This is a genomic window from Lactobacillus rodentium, assembly GCF_003423665.1.
Taxonomy (GTDB): Bacteria; Bacillota; Bacilli; order Lactobacillales; family Lactobacillaceae; genus Lactobacillus; species Lactobacillus rodentium.
Window position 1 is genome coordinate 103,209 of sequence record NZ_BFBY01000004.1, and the last position, 19,083, is coordinate 122,291.

General features: G+C 31.8%; 19 protein-coding genes, 4 tRNA genes and 1 pseudogene. 3 read left to right on the plus strand and 21 right to left on the minus strand.

Translation table 11 applies throughout. The annotated features are described in order from the left end of the window. From pncB to LrDSM24759_RS03800, 7 genes are all read right to left on the minus strand, one after another. On the minus strand, nucleotides 1–951 hold a 951-nt coding region (gene pncB, locus LrDSM24759_RS03770; RefSeq protein WP_117118166.1), incomplete at its 3' end, for a nicotinate phosphoribosyltransferase. An 89-nt stretch (nucleotides 952–1,040) separates the two neighbouring features. Further along, a complete protein-coding gene (locus tag LrDSM24759_RS03775) occupies nucleotides 1,041–1,739 on the minus strand; it encodes a glycosyltransferase family 32 protein (protein WP_117118167.1) in 699 nt (232 codons plus the stop codon). Continuing rightward, the gene (locus tag LrDSM24759_RS03780) at nucleotides 1,739–3,712 is read right to left on the minus strand and encodes a glycosyltransferase family 2 protein (RefSeq protein WP_117118168.1); all 1,974 of its coding nucleotides are present in this window, start codon (nucleotides 3,710–3,712) and stop codon (nucleotides 1,739–1,741) included. Before LrDSM24759_RS03780 ends, LrDSM24759_RS03775 begins: the two co-directional genes overlap by 1 nt. Beyond that, the gene (locus LrDSM24759_RS03785; protein ID WP_117118169.1) at nucleotides 3,712–4,812 is read right to left on the minus strand and encodes a glycosyltransferase; all 1,101 of its coding nucleotides are present in this window, start codon (nucleotides 4,810–4,812) and stop codon (nucleotides 3,712–3,714) included. The genes LrDSM24759_RS03780 and LrDSM24759_RS03785 overlap by 1 nt, the downstream gene beginning before the upstream one ends. 43 nt (nucleotides 4,813–4,855) lie before the next feature. Continuing rightward, entirely contained in the window at nucleotides 4,856–5,584 is a 729-nt protein-coding gene (locus LrDSM24759_RS03790) for a WecB/TagA/CpsF family glycosyltransferase (protein WP_117118170.1), read from the minus strand. A gap of 9 nt (nucleotides 5,585–5,593) precedes the next feature. Then, entirely contained in the window at nucleotides 5,594–7,024 is a 1,431-nt protein-coding gene (locus tag LrDSM24759_RS03795) for an oligosaccharide flippase family protein (protein ID WP_117118171.1), read from the minus strand. 12 nt (nucleotides 7,025–7,036) lie between these two features. After that, nucleotides 7,037–8,176 (minus strand): CDP-glycerol glycerophosphotransferase family protein, encoded by a 1,140-nt coding sequence (locus LrDSM24759_RS03800; RefSeq protein WP_117118172.1) that lies wholly within the window; start codon nucleotides 8,174–8,176, stop codon nucleotides 7,037–7,039. A 123-nt stretch (nucleotides 8,177–8,299) separates the two neighbouring features. Between LrDSM24759_RS03800 and tagD the strand changes: the two genes are divergently transcribed. After that, nucleotides 8,300–8,686 (plus strand): glycerol-3-phosphate cytidylyltransferase, encoded by a 387-nt coding sequence (gene tagD, locus LrDSM24759_RS03805; RefSeq protein WP_117118173.1) that lies wholly within the window; start codon nucleotides 8,300–8,302, stop codon nucleotides 8,684–8,686. Nucleotides 8,687–8,716: 30 nt separating this feature from the next. Here tagD and LrDSM24759_RS03810 read toward each other — a convergent pair whose 3' ends face one another. Beyond that, the gene (locus LrDSM24759_RS03810; protein ID WP_117118174.1) at nucleotides 8,717–9,427 is read right to left on the minus strand and encodes a GntR family transcriptional regulator; all 711 of its coding nucleotides are present in this window, start codon (nucleotides 9,425–9,427) and stop codon (nucleotides 8,717–8,719) included. Between the two features lie 71 nt (nucleotides 9,428–9,498). After that, nucleotides 9,499–10,617, minus strand: coding sequence for a hypothetical protein (locus LrDSM24759_RS03815; RefSeq protein WP_117118175.1), 1,119 nt, complete (start codon nucleotides 10,615–10,617; stop codon nucleotides 9,499–9,501). Nucleotides 10,618–10,708: 91 nt separating this feature from the next. On the opposite strand from LrDSM24759_RS03815, the gene LrDSM24759_RS03820 reads away from it, so the two are divergent. Next, nucleotides 10,709–11,011: a rhodanese-like domain-containing protein gene (locus LrDSM24759_RS03820; protein ID WP_117118176.1), complete on the plus strand. Its 303-nt coding sequence runs from the start codon at nucleotides 10,709–10,711 to the stop codon at nucleotides 11,009–11,011. A gap of 65 nt (nucleotides 11,012–11,076) precedes the next feature. On the opposite strand, the gene LrDSM24759_RS03825 is transcribed toward LrDSM24759_RS03820, so the two are convergent. From LrDSM24759_RS03825 to LrDSM24759_RS03850, 6 genes are all read right to left on the minus strand, one after another. Beyond that, nucleotides 11,077–11,148 (minus strand) — tRNA-Gln (locus LrDSM24759_RS03825). Between the two features lie 7 nt (nucleotides 11,149–11,155). Continuing rightward, nucleotides 11,156–11,237 (minus strand) — tRNA-Tyr (locus tag LrDSM24759_RS03830). Between the two features lie 51 nt (nucleotides 11,238–11,288). Next, the gene (locus tag LrDSM24759_RS03835) at nucleotides 11,289–11,990 is read right to left on the minus strand and encodes a mucin-binding protein (protein WP_133297784.1); all 702 of its coding nucleotides are present in this window, start codon (nucleotides 11,988–11,990) and stop codon (nucleotides 11,289–11,291) included. A gap of 96 nt (nucleotides 11,991–12,086) precedes the next feature. Beyond that, the gene (locus tag LrDSM24759_RS03840) at nucleotides 12,087–12,995 is read right to left on the minus strand and encodes an L-lactate dehydrogenase (protein ID WP_117118178.1); all 909 of its coding nucleotides are present in this window, start codon (nucleotides 12,993–12,995) and stop codon (nucleotides 12,087–12,089) included. A 15-nt stretch (nucleotides 12,996–13,010) separates the two neighbouring features. Further along, the gene (locus tag LrDSM24759_RS03845; protein ID WP_117118179.1) at nucleotides 13,011–13,331 is read right to left on the minus strand and encodes a YjgN family protein; all 321 of its coding nucleotides are present in this window, start codon (nucleotides 13,329–13,331) and stop codon (nucleotides 13,011–13,013) included. Nucleotides 13,332–13,421: 90 nt separating this feature from the next. Then, nucleotides 13,422–13,493, minus strand: a tRNA-Gln gene (locus tag LrDSM24759_RS03850). A gap of 290 nt (nucleotides 13,494–13,783) precedes the next feature. On the opposite strand from LrDSM24759_RS03850, the gene apf (LrDSM24759_RS03855) reads away from it, so the two are divergent. Beyond that, on the plus strand, nucleotides 13,784–14,377 hold the full coding sequence (gene apf / locus LrDSM24759_RS03855) for an aggregation-promoting factor (RefSeq protein ID WP_170133355.1): 594 nt from the start codon (nucleotides 13,784–13,786) through the stop codon (nucleotides 14,375–14,377). 133 nt (nucleotides 14,378–14,510) lie between these two features. On the opposite strand, the gene nagA is transcribed toward apf (LrDSM24759_RS03855), so the two are convergent. The 6 genes and pseudogenes from nagA to LrDSM24759_RS03885 all read right to left on the minus strand — a co-directional run. Next, nucleotides 14,511–15,668, minus strand: a complete 1,158-nt coding sequence (gene nagA / locus LrDSM24759_RS03860; RefSeq protein WP_117118181.1) for an N-acetylglucosamine-6-phosphate deacetylase — start codon at nucleotides 15,666–15,668, stop codon at nucleotides 14,511–14,513. Nucleotides 15,669–15,754: 86 nt separating this feature from the next. Next, entirely contained in the window at nucleotides 15,755–16,462 is a 708-nt protein-coding gene (locus LrDSM24759_RS03865; protein ID WP_117118182.1) for an N-acetylmannosamine-6-phosphate 2-epimerase, read from the minus strand. A 177-nt stretch (nucleotides 16,463–16,639) separates the two neighbouring features. Continuing rightward, nucleotides 16,640–17,359 (minus strand): aggregation-promoting factor, encoded by a 720-nt coding sequence (gene apf / locus LrDSM24759_RS03870; protein WP_446685105.1) that lies wholly within the window; start codon nucleotides 17,357–17,359, stop codon nucleotides 16,640–16,642. A gap of 471 nt (nucleotides 17,360–17,830) precedes the next feature. Continuing rightward, nucleotides 17,831–17,903: transfer RNA gene (locus LrDSM24759_RS03875), tRNA-Thr, on the minus strand. Between the two features lie 51 nt (nucleotides 17,904–17,954). Further along, a complete protein-coding gene (locus LrDSM24759_RS03880) occupies nucleotides 17,955–18,740 on the minus strand; it encodes a putative ABC transporter permease (RefSeq protein WP_117118183.1) in 786 nt (261 codons plus the stop codon). Nucleotides 18,741–18,811: 71 nt separating this feature from the next. Continuing rightward, a pseudogene (locus tag LrDSM24759_RS03885) lies at nucleotides 18,812–19,083 on the minus strand (NADPH-dependent oxidoreductase); the annotation flags it as partial.

Below are 19,083 nucleotides of genomic sequence, written 5' to 3' on the forward strand. Positions count from 1 at the left end.
AACGCCCCACACATCAATCCGAGCGTGTTGCATCTTTAAATTTTGAATAGTTTTTTCATCTAAATCATTTGAAGCAAAAATCTTCGCATCTTTAAAGCCTGCGTCATCTAATTGCTTACGAACTTTCTTAGAAATATATGCCATATCACCAGAATCTATGCGGACACCTAAGAAATTAATTTTGTCACCCATTTCCTTAGCAACTTTAATTGCGGTAGGTACTCCACTACGCAAAGTATCGTAAGTATCAACTAAGAAAACACAGTCTTTATGAGTTTCAGCATATGCCTTAAATGCTTCATATTCATTTCCAAAAGCTTGAACTAAGGCGTGAGCATGCGTACCTGCAACTGGAATACCAAATAATTTACCTGCACGTACATTACTTGTCGCATCAAAGCCGCCAATATAGGCTGCTCGGGTCCCCCAAATTGCAGCATCAGTTTCTTGAGCTCTTCTCGTACCGAATTCCATTAATTGATCATCGCCAACTGCTACTTTAATTCTAGCTGCTTTTGTCGCAATTAAAGTTTGAAAATTAATTATATTCAAAAGGGCCGTTTCAACTAATTGAGCTTGCGCTAATGGCCCCTCAACTTGCATGATTGGTTCATTAGCAAAGACCAATTCTCCTTCAACAGCTGATTTAACAGTTAATTTAAGTTTCAAATTTCTTAAATAATCAATAAAATCATCGTCATAATTTCCTTGTTCCTTAAGATATTCTAAGTCACTTTCTTTAAATTTTAGGTTATTTAAGTAATTAATAGCTCTACTTAAACCTGCATTTACTGCATACCCATTTCCAAAAGGTTCTTTTCGGAAAAATAATTCAAAAACAGAATTTCTTTCACTAATCCCTTTTTTAAAGTAAGTATACATCATATTGATTTCATATAAATCAGTATGTAAGATCAATGAGTCATCTTGATCAAGTATTTTGTTTAACATTATTTCCTCGCATTAAATCAAATTATTCTTGTGTTTAATTATAATCAATTACTCAAATATAGCAAAAAAGCATCGCAATTGCGGTGCCTTTATCTAAAAATCTTTGCATATAAGCCTGCTTCAGCAGGAGTTTTAATTTGTAATTTAAGTCCAGTAACAATTTTACGCTTTAAAGGCTTTGCACCTTCCATCCAAGTTCCAGTAAAAACATGAATTGTTTTTGAATTCTTGGAAGGATTACATAAAACACCATCTGGATATACGTGAATTCCATAATTTAACCATTGTTCTTTATTATTTGGTTTTGCATGATATTTTTCTTTTAAAATATCAGAAACTGATACCGTATTTACTCCTGCCATTTGATCTTTATTATCAAAAGTAAAATTACGATCATTATAGTAATCAAGCATATCTTTGATTAAAGGATGACCAGCCTCAGCTCCAAACACTGCAGTGAAAGGATTATCTCTATTTTCAAATCCAACAAAAGCACGATTCTTTAACAATGTATGTAAATCATCCAAAACGAGCACATCTGTATCTAAATAAATTCCACCTTGCTCATAAATAGCTTTTGCACGAATATAATCAGATACAAAAGCCCATTTCTTTGCTTTATAAGCTTGCTCCACATATTTATTTTCATGGATATCAAAATTACTTTCATTCCATTCAATAATTTCATAATCTTGCAAGTGCTTTTTCCAAGTCTTCATGCATTTTTGAATTTTTTTAGGTTTGGGATTTCCTCCAACCCATACATAGTGAATTTTTTTAGGAATCATTATTTTACCTCAATTTTTACATAATCTTTAATTGTAAAAAACTCTAAAATATCTTCTAATTTATCTTTATCTTCTTTAGTTACAACCATTGTTGCAACACCACTAGAAATAATATCCATTAGCTTCCAATAGAATTTTTCTAAAGAATTTTCTTTTAAATTTCTGTTAAACTCTCTAATATCTGCTCCTGTATAAATTTTTACTCCTAGAGGAACTTTGATTTCTGCTTTTTTAGATACAGTATAGTTTTGGCTAAAGTCAACAATAGATTTAAGATACGGATTATCTAATGTCTTTACTCTACGACTAACTACATTTGGCGTAATTGTCTTTAAATTAGTTTTTCCTTGTTTAAAGAGTACAGGACAAATACTAGATAAATAAAATTTATTCATTGCGCGATAATAAAGAGACTGAAATTTAAATACAGGTATTTTTAAATGTCCCAATATATGATGTAAAGTCCGTAATTCTCCTGAAAGAACATTTACACTTCCATCACTTGAATTTAAATAGTTTCCTTCGAATACACGATACTTTAAACCAATAAAATTAGCATTAATTACTTTTAGACCACTGTTAGTTTTAGCATTATACCAAGCAGGTAAATTATTAGTTAGATAGTTAACTTTAACAATTTTTTCGAAGACTTCTTTTCGCCAATAAGTAAAGTCAACATATGGATTTCTTCCCAATCCGAGTGCAGTTTTAGCAATAACTGTCTGACTGTCATAGTAAGCCTTAGTATGGATAACCTTTTTGGGTCTACTTTGACCATCTATTTCTTGAATGCCAATAAAAATTCCATCACATTTTTCCCCCATTAAAGCTGCAGTTGCACGATAAAACACATTATTATCGTACAAAACATCATCGGAATGAAGAATATAACAGATGTCACCAGTTATATAATTCATTCCATGTTTTACGGCATTCAGTTGATCTTGATTATTTTCCCTAATATATCTTACTGGTAAATCATTATATTTTAGATATCTGTTTATTACTGATTCTGTATTATCAGTTGACCCATCGTCAATAATGATAACTTCCCAATCCTGATAGGTTTGTCTTTTAACCGATTCTAAAGTTTCAACTATAGTTGCTGCCCCATTATATGTAGGTATGAGGACAGAAATTTTCTTATTTTTAGTACTTAATTTTATATTACCCAAAAAATTTACTAAACTTAAATACATCAAGAAAAATATTACTAAAAGAGCAATATTAAATGTTCTGGGTTCAACTATAATGATTGTACTTTCCGCAATAAATATATAGGCAAGACTGGCAATTATTAGATGAGAATTCACACTAAAAGCCTCTTTATTAATCACAAGTAACCATGAAAGCGGCATAATCAAAATAATACCAATTGCCTCAAATTGCCATGCAAATTCATTTGGATCAAATTCGATAAACTGAGGCGTAAACCAGATTAACCCAACAAGGAATGTAATTATATAAACGATTAATAATGGTAAACGTAACTGTTGTGTATGTGTAATCAATACTTGTATTAAATACAAAATTATTGTAAAAATTGAAATAAATAAAATTAGCAAATCACCTGCTGGTTCCATATAATTCGCTAAAATATTTAAATCTAATAATATTAGCAAGATATTTTTAAGAGTAAAATGTTTATTCAAAAAATATAAACTTAGAGCATAGCATGTAATTCCCAAGGTAAAAACAAAGGTTGAATTTTCTAAGGGATACCAATTAAAATATTTAAAAATATTTAAAATGCCTAAAGAAAGCCCTAAACAACTAACAGCTCTTTCTAAAAACCATTGATCTAATTCCGTAATATTATTAAAAAATAAAACTACCAGTAAAATAATGGACAAAATAGCTTCCAAAATAAAACTACCAGTCGTCCCCATCAGTGGTTTGAACAATTGTAAAATTAATGGGACTAGAAATAAAATCCCTATTAAAATATTTTGTTTTCTTTTTATTTCTACCATTAATTTTCACCTAGCAAAATTTTATAGTAATTTTCAATTGCTGCTAATTGATTCTCCATTGAAAAAGTATTAGCGACATATTCTTTTTCACTTAAAGCCATGTCATGAAGCTGCTTTTGATTGAAATTTGAGGCCTGCAAAATTTTCTTTGCTAATCCTTTTTGGTCCCCAATTTCAACTACAATTCCATGTTGATCATCAGGTATCATTTTTCTAATATCTCCTACATCAGTTGACAAGATGGGAATTAAATTATCACTAGCTTCTAAAAGAACTAACGGGAAACTTTCAGAATAAGACGTTAATACTGCTATATCCATTTTTCGATATAATTCATTGATCTCTTGATGACTTAAAAATCCGTGAAAGATTACTTGATCTGTAATTCCTAAATCTCTGGTAAGTGCACGTAAATTACCTAATTCTTCTCCATCTCCCACTATATGTAGGTGGATATTTTTATTATTGGTATCTTTTAAGGCCTTCAGTAATAAGTCTTGTCCTTTAATTTTTTCAGTTCGAGCTACATTAATGAGATTAAAGTATGGATGGGCATACTTGGCCGGAATAGCATCATTATTATGAAAGAAAATCCCATTATAAATAACACATATTTTTGTTCTTGGAATTTTTACTTGGTTAACTAGCAAATTTGCAAAATTTTGTGTTATTGCAAAGATACCATCAGCACTTTTTAGAGCATGTACATTCAATTTAGTGAATACATCACCAATAAAGCCTCGTTCAGAAAAATCTTTTAACGGATCGGAGTGAACCGTAACTACCCATTTAGCCTTTATTTTTTTATGAATCATATTCAAAAAAAGATTAGCTCTGGCTCCATGAGTATGCACAACATCAAAGTCATTCTTATTAATATAATCAATCAATCGTTTTAAAACTGTTAAATCATAGCGATTTTTTGCTCCCAAAATATTTGTAGTAATTCCTGCTTCTCTTGCCGCTGTCGTAACAGGGCCGAAACTCAAAGTAAGCAGTTCAAAATTTTTATTTTCTAATTTTGCTTCTTTTAAGAGATTAACGATATGAAACAGACCGCCACCTTTTTCTAAACCGGCGTTAACATGCAATACTTTCATTAAAACCAAAGCTTTCTAAATTAATTATTAATAGGACACTTGATTACTTTTTTATTTTATTTTTTTCAACATTAACAACAAAGTGTGGTAATGCTAACATTCTCTTGAAACGCGTTGGTTCTTTCAAAAGACGATAAAACCATTCCAAATGTGCCTTTTGGAAAATAATGGGAGCTCTTTTTGTTTTCCCGGAAAAAACATCAAAACTACCACCTACTCCCATCATTATAGCTGGTAAATCTTTTTCCCGTAAAATTGTTAACAATTGTTCTTGACGCGGAAATCCAATTGCAGCAAATACTATATCTGGCTTTTTTTCTTCAATTCTCGTTGCAACATTATTTAAACTATCTTTAAAATAGCCATCTTCACACCCTACTAATTTAATATTAGGATATTGAATATCTATTTTTTTCTTAACTGCATTAATTACTTCAGGTTTTGCACCAATTAAATAAACTTTTAAATTTCTTAAGTTGGCAAGACTTAGTAGCCACACAAAAAGATCATATCCTGTAACTCTTTCTTTGATTGGAGTCTTTTGCATTCTTCCAGCAAGAACAATTCCAATCCCATCGGCTGTAACAAGATCTGCTTTAGTATTTATTATTTTCATGAATGCTTTATCTTTTTGGGCTAGCATAACAATTTCAGGGTTTGCTGTAATCACAAAAGTTGACATGCGTCTATCTACCCTAGTAACTAATTTGTTTTTAAATTGATCCAGAGAAAAATTATCAAAATTTACCCCTAATACGTTCACTTTATTCATGAATATCTCCTATGCTCTTTTCAACATCTTTTTAATCATAAAAGCAATGTCTTTATTCAAGTCTAACTTAAATAAAATCATTAATAATGCGTATAAAATCATGATAAGAACTGATTTTACCGCCATATTGAAAAATACGGATGGAATTAGATTTGGTATAAACAAGCCAACAATTAAACAAATCAGAGCTATCAAACCATATTTCGGAATATCTTTAAAGATATAAGTGAAGGAATAGTCATCTCGTACAATCCAAACGCGCAGGATACAGACAATTAATTCTACAATTAAAATTGCAATTAAAGCTCCTGTTGCACCATAATTTCTATCTAAAAAGAAAGTTAAAACTAATTCACAAATTGCTCCAATTACTACTGGTAACGCATATTCTTTATCTCGTTGATTTGCCAGAGCAAATTGATTGGCAAATACTCCTCCTAAGGGAATAATAATAATCGTTAAAGTAAACCAAAACATTAAGTTAGTCATCGGTATATATTTATTACCGAAGAAGAAAGGTACAAACTGCTTTGTATTAATCATTACTACTACAGCAAAAATACATCCTAACATGACTGTCACTTCTAAAGATTTTTTCAAAATGACTTTTTGGGCTTCTTTACCTTCTGCAGCCATCTTAGGCATCATTACTAAGGTAATACTGGTAATCACGCCCAAAATCATATTAGAGATACGCTGAGAGTTATCATAAAAAGAAACTTGAGTTGAATTTTGATACCAGCCTAAAATAGGTTTATCCAAAGAAGTATAAACCTGGGTCGCGATTTGCGGTATTAATAAAGTAATAATAGCAATTATTGATTCTTTTAATTTATAAAAATGTAAAGTTGGTTTTCCTACATAGTCTTTTATATTAACCCAAAATACAAGTGATCCCAATAAAGTTGATACTGACATAATCAACATATACTTCCATAAATCAGTGGGTTCCTTAACTAACATAAAAATTAGTCCTACTGATAAAAGCTTAACTGTTGTGTTTCGTAAAACAACTTTTCCAAATTCTTGGAGACCTTGAAAAAACCAAGCAATATCAAGTTGAGCAGAAATCATAAAAGGAATCATCAATAAAATATAATTCCAATATTGAATTTTAGCAAAATAGACTACCAAGGTGGTGGCAATAATCATAACTAAACTTGCCAAAGCCTGAAAATACCACAGTCCCCAGAATGCCTTTCCTAACTCTTTTTTTGTACTTTTAGCTCTAATTCTAGATACTGTTCTCATCCCGATATACGAAACTGATAAGGAACAAAACACCATTAGAAACTGTATAGTATTATTTACACTACTATAAATACCATAAGTACTAGGACCTAAGTTACGTGATAAATAGGGTACTGTTACTAAAGGCACTAATACTAAAAAAATTTGATAAATTGCATTATAAAAAATATTAAGTAATGTTCGCTTCACGTCAATTTCACCTTAATTAAGAGTATCAAAATTACGTTTACAGTTATCTTGGGAAGACACGGTATACGAGAGTTTTAACCAATAATTTCTTTTACTTTCAAAATCTCTTGGATTTAGGCTTGTAATTTGATCCAGCAACTCACTTTGATTAGTAACAACTGTACCTGGTACAACATTTTGATATGGGGTAATTAATAAACCACGGATTTTTTCGTATTTTTCTAAATAATTAGTAATAAATATAATTGGTTTATTTAAATGTAAATAATCAAAATAAATAGAAGAAAAGTCTGTCATTAAATAATCCGTACTACCCAATAATTCATAAAGATCCAGATTATTTTTTTCAAGATAATTATTTTCTAAAAAAATAATATTAGAATATTGCTGTTCTGTGGCCTTAAATAATTTCATTTCATAAGGATGTAATTTAATAATAAGATAATGATGAAGTCGTTGTAATTCTTTATTAAATTCTTCCCCATCAAAATCGGAAAACGCAAAGAAATTACCCTCCTCAATTTTATTCATTATTTTTTTATCATTTAATTCGAAACGAAATGTTGGCATATAAATCCCAATTTTTCCAATTTCATCATTAACTTTGAAAAGTGATTGTAAAAGTTGTTTCTTTGAAATAACAGGTTTATAAAGAGCATCAATTCTAGGAAAGCCAGTTTTTACATATTTTTTTCCTTCAATCCCCACACATGCACTCATTAAGGTATCATATAATGCACTGCTTGAGACTACTCGATCAGCCTTACTTTGCCAAATTTTCATATTATGCAAATCATTTTGGTAACTATCATTAGCAGCCATAAAGCCCATTCTTTTAAGAGGAATTCCATGCCAAAAATCTGTGCATATTTGTTTTCGTTTTATTTTAAAAGGTTGGTGCGTAGTAAAGATATATTTTGCAGCAGCTATTTTTTTCCAAGTTTGCCATGACAAATGAGAACTTGGCCAGGGCTCTACTAGCACGGCTTCAATTTCGGGATGGCTGCTTTTGAGATATTTATAAAAAATATACCCATTTGACCCTGATCGACCACTTCCATTTAAAATCACATACAAATTTTCATTTGTAGGGGTCCAACGTAAAATAAGCTTGATAAAATCTAAATAAAGTTTAAACAAAAAATTCTTCATAATCGCTCCTATAATATAGATATTTTATCAAACTCTATTAAGATAAAATAAAAAATTATGAAGTTTTACTATTTCTTCACTTATATGTTTTGTTAAAATTAAACTAATATAAGGAGATAAATAATGAAAAAAATTATTACGTATGGTACTTTTGATCTTTTACATTATGGTCATGTACGGTTATTAAAAAGAGCAAAAGAATTAGGCGATTATTTAATCGTCGGTTTGTCAACAGATGAATTTAACGAATTCAAAAAACATAAACAAGCCTATAATGACTATGCTGAAAGAAAATATATTCTTGAGGCTATTCGGTATGTTGATGAAGTTATTCCTGAAGAAGATTGGGATCAAAAAGTAAAGGATGTACAAAAATATGACATCGATACATTTGTCATGGGAGACGATTGGAAAGGACAATTTGATTTTCTCAAGCCTTATACCAATGTAGTTTATTTACCTCGTACTCCTGGGATTTCCACTACTAAAATCAAAGAAGACTTAAAATAAAAACGCATTATTAAAAATAATGCGTTTTTATTAATTATTAGATTTTGAAAAAGTAAATTCAAATCTTTCAGCTACATATGAAGCTAAGACATATTCAAATGGCTTTCCACTACTTAACTCAGTTATTTGTCGTCTCGTAACTAATGGATCTCCCTTATTAATTGATAAAAGTTTAGCATCATTTTCATTAGCAGTCGCAGCACCAATATTTTCAATTACATTGCCAATTTTATATCCTCCAGCCTTTTCTAAAGTTTTATATAAACTAGAGGCGATTTCTTCTTTTGAAAATCTAGCAATTAATGGGAAGGGGATTGTAGCCACTTCATAACAAATCGGTACATTATCAGCCGAGCGCACACGTTCCATCCTTAACACTGACGTGCTATCATCAATTTTAAGTTTTTCTTTTTCTGATAATGATGGCTTAGTAATTCGATAAGAAATCAACTTATTTGTCGGAACTTGACCATTTGCGCGTGTAATTTCAGTAAATGACATTATTCCTGACATCTTTTCTTGAACTTTTTGACTAGCAACATAAGTTCCACTACCCAAACGTCTTTCTAAAATTCCTTCATCCTCTAGCGTCTTTATTGCTTGTCTCAAAGTCATACGGGACACATCAAATTGTTGCGCTAATTGTCGCTCTGCTGGTATTCTTTCTCCTACTCGATATTTTTTGTTTTCAATATCACGTTTTATTTGATTATGAATCTTAATATAAATTGGCTCTTGCATAAAATCATCTCCAAGATTTTATTATTTATCTAATTTAATTGTAGACCAACTCAAGTTAAAATGTCACTAAGTTATTCATCCTTCTTCATTTTCCATTTCAGACCAATTATATCAACATTGGGTGCAGTTAATCCTTCTACTTCTAAACTCTGTTGACTTGAAGAAATTACTTTTATTTTAACTTTTGCTTCATCCTTTACTGCTAACACTGATCCATTAGGATTTAATATTAAATCTTTTCCTTTTAAGGTAGCCGATTTGTTAAGAGCTAAAAAATACTGAAATTTATTATTTCCTGAAAAAGCTGTTCTAGTAGCATCAGCCTCACTTTCATCCTGAAAATCAGCATGACTAATAATTGTACAATTACTTAAAGTTATTTGTACTTGATCACATACAATTAAGCGATCCATTTTACAATTCTGCATAATGGCTTTGACTTTTTTATCGGCAAAGACTCCACCCACAAAGTTAGATCTAATAATATTTGCCCAACTGTCATCTGAGAGATATAAAGCCGTATCTCCTCGATCTAGAATACTAGAGTTAATCATGTTCATCCAAGTAGAGCCATGAACCAAAAGTTTATTAACCCGACAATTATTAATATCCAATTCACTATTAGAATTAGGATATGTACTAATACTTCCATTTACTGTTGAACCAGAAATTATTGAAGTTCCTTTTCCTTGAATTCCAATTGCTGCAAACTTATTTGATGGATAGTCAATCAAACTATCATTCATAGTTACCCGAAAATCTGCATCCTTAAATAAAGACAGACTTGCACCGACAATTTTCGTCGAAAATAATTCAAGAGTACATTTACCATTGACTGCAATACCTGCTGTATCATCATTGCCACCATGAATAACAGTATTACGTAGCGTTAAATAGGTATTGGCAGTTTGCTCTACAAAAATCGAATTATTTTTACTCTTAGTATTAATTGCTAAATTTTCTAAGGTAAAAAAACTGCACTCACTGCCTAATACAAAGTAACCTTCTATAACTGTATCTTCTGGGCTCGAACCAGTTCCTTTAATCGTCAAATCATTCACATTAAATCCTGGCTCTATCCGATAATAACCGGGTTCTAACAGTAATACATCATCTGGTTGGATATTATTAAGTGCATCTTTCCATTCAATTTCATCTCCACCAGAACCAACCTTAATGAGCCTTGCCATGGTTAGCTTCCTTTCTTCTAAAAAATTTCATATTTACTTCTATTTTTTACCAAAATCAATCCATAAAATATAGCTTATGGAGGTATAATTTATGACTGCAATTTCAATTAAAGATATTAATCGTCATTTAAATGGTAGTTCTAATTGTTATATTATAGACGTTCGTTCACCAGTTGAATTTGCAACTGGTCACATCCCAAAAAGTATTAATTTTCCTTTAGATGAATTACACAATTTTAAATTTCCTAAACATCATTCTTATTTATTCATTTGCAATAACGGTAAACGAGCAAAGGCTGCTTATAAACATTTAAAGGAAATGGGTTATTCATATATTTTTCACGTTAAAGAAAACATTTTTTCCTGGAGTGGGCAATTAAGCTATGATTTTTAAATAAATAAAAGGAGGTCATCAAGCGATGACCTCCTTTTATCGGGTTGGGTGTTCTCTAAGAACAATTGGGTTAGCTGGATTCGAACCAGCGCATGATGGTACCAAAAACCATTGCCTTACCACTTGGCTATAACCCAATAACGATGGAGGCCAGTGGATTCGAACCACCGAACTCAGAGAGAGCGGTTTTACAGACCGCCGCGTTTAGCCACTTCGCTAGGCCTCCATAACGTTACTCAACTATAATACAAGAATTAATTAATTAATGCAAGAAAAATTATAATTTTTCTTCTACTTTTTTTGTTATTCCAATAATGCTAAATAAGCTCAGAATTAATCCCATCATTGAGACAAAAAAATCTCTCTTTTCATTACTTCCTGTCTGAGGTAATGACACTTTTTCATCATTTTCTTGAGTTTGCTTTTCAATCTTTTGACTTCCAGGCAGGTTAGCTGAAGAATTATTTGTATTAGTTAAAATTTCTTCACTATTTTGTACATCATTATTTTGGTTATTTAGCGGATAATACGTAACGATATAAGTGAGATCCTGACTATCAGGATTTACTGTTTGTGATGCAATAACTTCATTATCCGCTTGATATCCAGAAATAACTGGCGATTTTACCGCAGTAAACGTTTGACTACGTGCATTCCATCCACCACCTGGATTGACTATTGCGTCGGTTTGCTTATTCTCGATATCTATTCTGGCAAAACTAAGAGATGTTATCTTACTTGGAGCAGCTTCTTTTCCATCTGCATAGACATATTTAATTGTCTCTGTGACATTATGGACTTGAGTGACATCAACATCCGCTTGCTTAACTTTAATATTCTCTGATTGCAAATTATTACTACTATCAATCGTATCAGCAAAAACACTGTGGTTTAAACTGCTCAATCCTAATAGTATAGTTACGGTTGTAATTGTTGATAAGCTTACTTTTTTTAATAGGTTAATTTTATTATTTGTCATTAAGAACATCTCTATTTCTCTTTTGTTTCTTATTTCACTTACAATTGTAATCCACACATTAAGGAGAAACAAAAAAGAGGTTTTATAAAACCTCTTTTATCTTATTTGAGCAATGTGTTGCTTAATTATTGTGGCTGAATGTTGTAATTTTTCTTTTTCCTCAGGCGATAATTCAAGCTTTATCACTTTTTCAATTCCATTTTTACCAATAATAGCCGGATAGCCAATATAAGTTTCCACTTCATCTAAATATACTGACGTTGGTGCAAATAAACGGGCATTAGAAAAAACTGCCAACATTAGTCTTACAGCACAGGTAGCAATTGCATAAGAAGTATAGCCTTTTCCTGCCGCAACTTTCATCGAATTTTTATTAGGCTGGTCACTAAGGATTGTTTCTTCTTGCTTAGAAAAAAGTTGATCAGCACTTTTACCATTAATTCTCACTGTTGACCAAGCAGTAAATTGTGATGCTCCATGTTCACCTAAAACAAAACCTTCAACATTTTTAGGATCTTCATTTAACTTTTCTCCCACAATTCTTTGCATACGTGCAGTATCTAAAAATGTTCCAGTGCCAAATACTTGCGCTTTGCTTAGACCAGTACTTTCTTGTAATATTGTTGAGATAGCATCACAAGGATTAGAAATATTAATTAATATTCCTGAGAAGCCTGTAGCTTGTATCTTTTTTCCAACTTCTTGAGCATTTCGCGCATTAATATTAAATTCGCCAAATCTATCTCCAGTCTTTACAGTCGCAGCAATATCACCAAAGGCTGTAATAATAATATCCGTATCCTTTAATTGACTCCAATCTTGCATCAAAACCTTTACATAATAATCATTTCTGGCCAAAGTATCGCGTAAATCATTATATTCCGCTTCAACTTTAGCCTGATTTTTGTCTAACAAAACTAAAGTATCTGCATAGCCATGTGTAAAAATCGTATAAGCAACCGTAGCGCCAACATGTCCTAAACCAATTACAGCAACTTTTCTCATCAAAATTCTCTCTTTCTAGTTTATGAAAATCGTATTCTTTGCTTTCCAGTCACGTAATTTTATTCCTACCCAAAAACTATAAATTCCTATAGTAATGATAGATAAAAACAACCATTTAATCCAATTGCCAAATAACCCCCAGGCACTCCCGACGAATTTCATCCGTTTCCCTTCGATGACAGTATGATTAGTCTCCCAACCATAAATCAAACATACTGCCCAAGGAAAGCAGATGCCTAATGTACAAACTGTTATGATAAATCCTAATATTCTCCAACCGATATAAGCTAATAAGCCTCCATCGAAAAAAGAGTTTCTACCATGCTTTGTTTCCATAAACTAATCCTTTCCCTTTTTTATTTTATTATAGTATTAAACTTGTTATAAACAAAAAAGACAGGTCTTATAAGACCTGTCTTTAATTTATTGGGTTAGCTGGATTCGAACCAGCGCATGATGGTACCAAAAACCATTGCCTTACCACTTGGCTATAACCCATTATCCAGTTAAACTTTTACTTGTCGTTCAACATATATAAATATACGGGATTTTATTTATTAAGTCAATAATGAAATATTAAAAAATAGAAATAAATATTTTTTCGTTTTATTACTAATATACTTATAGTAATTAATATTATTTTCAATTTAAAATAGAATTTTACAATTTTTCTATTAATTTTTAACTGTTTATAATCTTTACGACCTCATTCTGTAATAGATCTGCAATATTAGCCTTGTATGATTAACACTGTCAGTTGAATAACAACAAACTTACAAATTGAAATTATGACAAAAGGAGAATTTAGTTTGAATAAATTCAAATCTACTTTAGTAAAATTATCTGCAGGTATTGCAATTGCATTTTCTGGTTTAGTTGCTGTTAACACAGTTGGTACTAACTCACATGTACAAGCTGCTACTACTGCTGTAACTATTAATTATGTTCCTGGCTATGGCATTGCCGTTTGGAGTAATTACCAAGGTGGTCATACTACAGGTCAATATTTAAAACATGGTAATAGTTATAAGGTAATTGCTACTGCAACCGATGCACAAGGTAATACTTGGTACGACTTAGGACTTAATCAATGGATTATGGCTAAGTATACAATTGATTCAGCTAAAGTAGCTACTGCTTCAACTCAAGCTATTTCTTCCTCTGAACAAGCTGCTAAAAATTGGATTGCTAATCGTGAATCAGGTGGTTCATACACCGCTCGTAATGGTCAATACGTTGGTAAGTACCAATTATCAGCTTCATACTTACATGGTGATTACTCTCCAGCCAACCAAGAACGTGTTGCCGATAACTATGTCAAAAGTCGTTACGGTTCATGGGTTAACGCCAAGAACTTCTGGCTTAGTCATGGCTGGTACTAAAATATTAATTTTTAATCCTAAAAAGGCTTGGACTTTTCCAAGTCTTTTATTTTTGCTAATTTATCTTTACTTAACAAAAAGCCAACTTTGTTGAAACCAGTTCACAAAGTTGGCTTTTTAACTATTATTAATATTACTTTTTATATCTTGAAATACCGTTCAGGTAAGTTTCCTCAACATCTAAATCATGATTCAAAACAATAAAATCAGCATCATGATCTGGCTTAATTACACCACATTTTTTAGTCATATTTACACTATTTGCAGGAACATTAGAAGCCATCATAATAGCATCTTCAGGTGTAGCAATGTTCCAATTAACTACATTTTTAACAGCGTCTTTAAGCAGTAAAATACTACCGGCTAAATTATTGGTTTGCTTTAAACGAGCCATACCATCTTTAACGTAAACCGGAAGTTCCCCTAACATATAATCTCCATCCGGCATTAGACCAGCTTCCATACAGTCAGTTATCAAAGCAATATGTTGTGGACCTTTTGCGTTAACTAAAGCACGCACTGCAGGTTCTTCAACATGATGACCATCACAAATTAATTCATCAGTTACTAAACGTGCAGAATAAGCGGCCCCAATAATATTAGGTTCATGTTGTGATAATTGATTCATTCCATTATAAGTATGACAAAACATTGAAGCTCCTGCTTCTACACAAGCAATAGCATGATCAAAGTCAGAACTAGAGTGGCCTAATGCAATAGTAATACCGTCTTTTACGGCTTCACGAACAAACTCACGTGCACCTTTTCTTTCAGGAGCCATTGACATCTTAACCAGCATCCCATCAGATGCTTTTTCATACTCATGTAATTCTTCAACTGAAGGATCACGCATATATTTAGGATTTTCAGCTCCACCATGTTCTGGAGTAAAGTAAGGCCCTTCGAAGTGAATTCCTTGAATTTTAGCACCAGTTTCTTTACCTTTATTTTCGGCAAACATCTGACAAATATTGAGTAATTGTTCATGACTAGCAGTAATAGTAGTAGGTAACCAACTAGTTACTCCTGCTTGTAATAATCCTTCTGAAATCTTATTAATTCCTTCCCAGTCACTTTTCATTACATCTTCTTCTAAAAGGCCATGAATATGAGTATCAAAATAACCAGGAGCAACCCACCTATCGCCATACTCCTTAATTTCACCATCTGTAGGTTTTTCATTTTCGGGATAATAGAGACCAAACTTACCGTTATCTTCTACTTTTAAGTAACCACCAATTTCAGTTCTATTTTCTAAGAAAAATTTACTTGCATGAATGTAATAAGACATTTAATTGCACGTCCTTTTTATTAATATTTAAAATCTGTCTATACCACTTAGTTTACTCATTCTCTTCTCGAAAATCAAAGTTAATTCTATTCCTTACTTTTCTCATCCTTAAATACTTGCGTAAAACTTTTAGCAATTTGTAAGGGCCGAGTGATAGCGCCTCCCACTACAATTCCAGTAGGATTTAAGTTAATCATGTGTTTTAATTGTTCCGGTGTATGAATCTTTCCCTCTGCAATTACAGGAATTTTTTCATTTACTAATTTTTCAACTAAAGCATAATCAGGTTGATCACTTTTCTTACTTTCGGCTGTATATCCAGACAAGGTAGTGCCCACAAAATCGATACCATTTTTATACGCATTGATGGCTTCTTCATAATTTGAAATATCTCCCATAAATAATTGATGTGGGTAGTTTTGCTTAATTTCCTTAATAAACTCTCCAATTTCTTTTCCATCATGTCGTTTACGTAAAGTACAGTCTAATGCAATTACTTCACACTTAAGTGCTACCAATTCATCGATTTCTTTGATAGTTGGCGTTATATAAGGTTCTTCAGGTGGATAATCTTTTTTGATAATACCAATAATTGGTAAATCGACCACCTTTTGTATTTGTTTTATATCTTGAACCGAATTAGCTCTAATGCCGACGGCTCCTGCCTCGGCAGCTGCAATTGCCATTAATGCCATAATTCCACCTTCAGGTCGATAAAGCGGCTCTCCAGGTAAAGCCTGACAAGATATAATTAATCCTCCATGAACTAATTTTATAAATTCACTTTTATTCATAATATCTCTCCATCTAATTTAGGCCCATTTCATTTCTATTCTGAATAATACTATCAGTTTTTCTAAATAGCAAGCGCTTACATTTGCTGAGATAAAAAATGGATATCTCCTAACTAGATATCCATTTTTATTATTAAGTTGTTTGTATTAATTATAGCAGGTGATACTCACTCTATCTTAGTACCAACCATTTGCTTGCCAGAAACTTTGAGCGGCAGTCCATGAACCATAACGACTCTTTACGTAGTTATCAGCAACACGTTCTTGGTTAGCTGCTGAATAATCACCGTTTAAGTAAGATGCTGATAATTGGTACTTACCAACGTATTGACCATTACGAGCAGTGTATGAACCACCTGATTCGCGACCAGCAATCCATGCCTTAGCAGCAGCTTCAGAACCACTTACATTTGAAGTGTATGAAGAAGTAGAAGTAGTTGTTGCTGAGGAAGTGTTAGCAGTAGTAGTTTGACTACTGTAGTTAGAAGTATTAGCTGGAGCTTGAGTTTGAGGAGCAACATAGTCAAATGCAGTATTTGGATCTACAGAATTAAGTCCTGCACGTACATATTTTGCCATTACCCATTGATCTTTACCAAGATCGTACCACTTATTACCTTGTGCATCATAAGCAGAATCAATAACTTTCCATGAAGTTGCATGCTTTAAGTATTGACCAGTAGTATGAGACAAAGTATTAGCATGATTCCAAACAGCAATACCATAATTTGGAACAAAGTTTACAGTTACGACTTCTGGATCATTTGCAGTAGTTGCTGCATGTACTTCTTTATTTGTAGTTGTAGTTAATGCAACAAGACCTGCTAATGCCATGCCTGCTGCCATAAGTGACTTAGTTAGGACAGATTTAATATTGATGGATTTAAAATTCTTCAAAATTAATTTTCTCCTTTTAATTAATAAAATAAATAAAATTTATTTCCTTCAATTGACAGTATCTATAGTACAAGGTTTATATTGCAACACTGTTTCATAAACCAGTGTTTTAGATTAAGAAAATGCCTCATTTTGTTACATTCTCGTAATATACCGAATTTATGTTACATTGCGTTAATATTGTAACTTTGATGTGATAAATCGGCGCCATTTCAAGGCTTTGGCTTATATTACTATTAGTTTAACTACATATAATTCCTTATTTACACCAATTTTATTTCAACTTGTCTCACTATATTTTAGACACACAGAATTTTTTGTGTGTCTGTAGTGTGTCTATTGCCTCATGACTCAATTAAACTAATAATTTTTAAAATATTTCTTACCATTTTAAATCAAGCAAAAAGCCCTTCAAATCAAGTTTCTTTAAACTTCTTTGAAAGACTTTGAAATGCTTATAAACCTTATTTATGCTGAATGCCAGGATCGAACTGGCGACCTCTTCTTTACGAGGGAAGCGCTCTACCAACTGAGCTAATTCAGCTACTTTTGACAATCAAAATTATAGCAAAAAAGCTCAGTCAAATTCAAATTTCTATTTTAATAAACCATGTTTAATTAAATCTTGCTTTAAATTATTGAAGTGCTTTGTATCATTAAACTTCATCTTAGAGTAGCTTCGTAATAAACGTTTTTGGTTCCAAGTCAGATGTTCCTTAGGACGAATTTCATCAATATGCTTAATCATATCTTCACGCCAATTTGCCATTTGTTTTCTGATTTTCCAATTTTCGGTTTCTTGATCAAATTTGGCATGTATCTTGTCTAAACGCGCATTAATTCTTTCATTCCATTTCTGAGTAGTATTGTGGAATTTTTCTACACTAATAATGGTACATACAAGATCTGTTCCCATCACAATTACAATAATTATAGCTAAGGCACCATGCGTTTTCATTTCTTCCCAGTTAATCACTCTTTGAACAACTGATTGAACAAATTTTACTAAAAGCACAACACCAATTCCCCAAAATAAAGAAATAATTGGAGCTACGCGACCTTGAATATTACCCCATAAATGAGAATAATCCCATAGAACTAAATGGAATACTTTTTCCAAAAATAAACTAGCAATGAATTCAAATATCGTCGCTACGATCATTCCTACAACAAATAGCAATAAAATATTATCTTGCACTTTATAGGTACATACAAGAATTGTTGTTACCGCAAATCCATAAACTGGACAATAAGGTCCAAATAAAAATCCCCGGTATTCATAGTGTCCATCTTTAATAGAACAATAAAATGTTTCCCAGATCCAGCCAATTACTGAATAGGTAAAAAATAAAACAATAATTTCTGAAAGTGAATATGGCATAAAAACCTCCTGAAATTATTGTCTCATATACTTTAAAAATTAAATATCATTTTCTTAGATAAGTACCAAATTTATTTCCAATCCAGACAAAGCTCTTGCTTATGTAACAACTCTGGTAATTCATCTCGATCAGTTTCATGATTATTTAGCTTAGCTCCAGTAATTTGCTTAGTAAAAGAATCAATTCTACGATTAGCATCTCTTAAATCATAATAAGTAGTAACTATTTGATCATAATCAGCTAAATCCTTAACATCAAAGTCTTTATTATATTCATTTTCAAAACATGAAAACTTAAGTGGCAATCTAGGTTTTAATTGTGGCTTTTGATCAGGTACTCCAA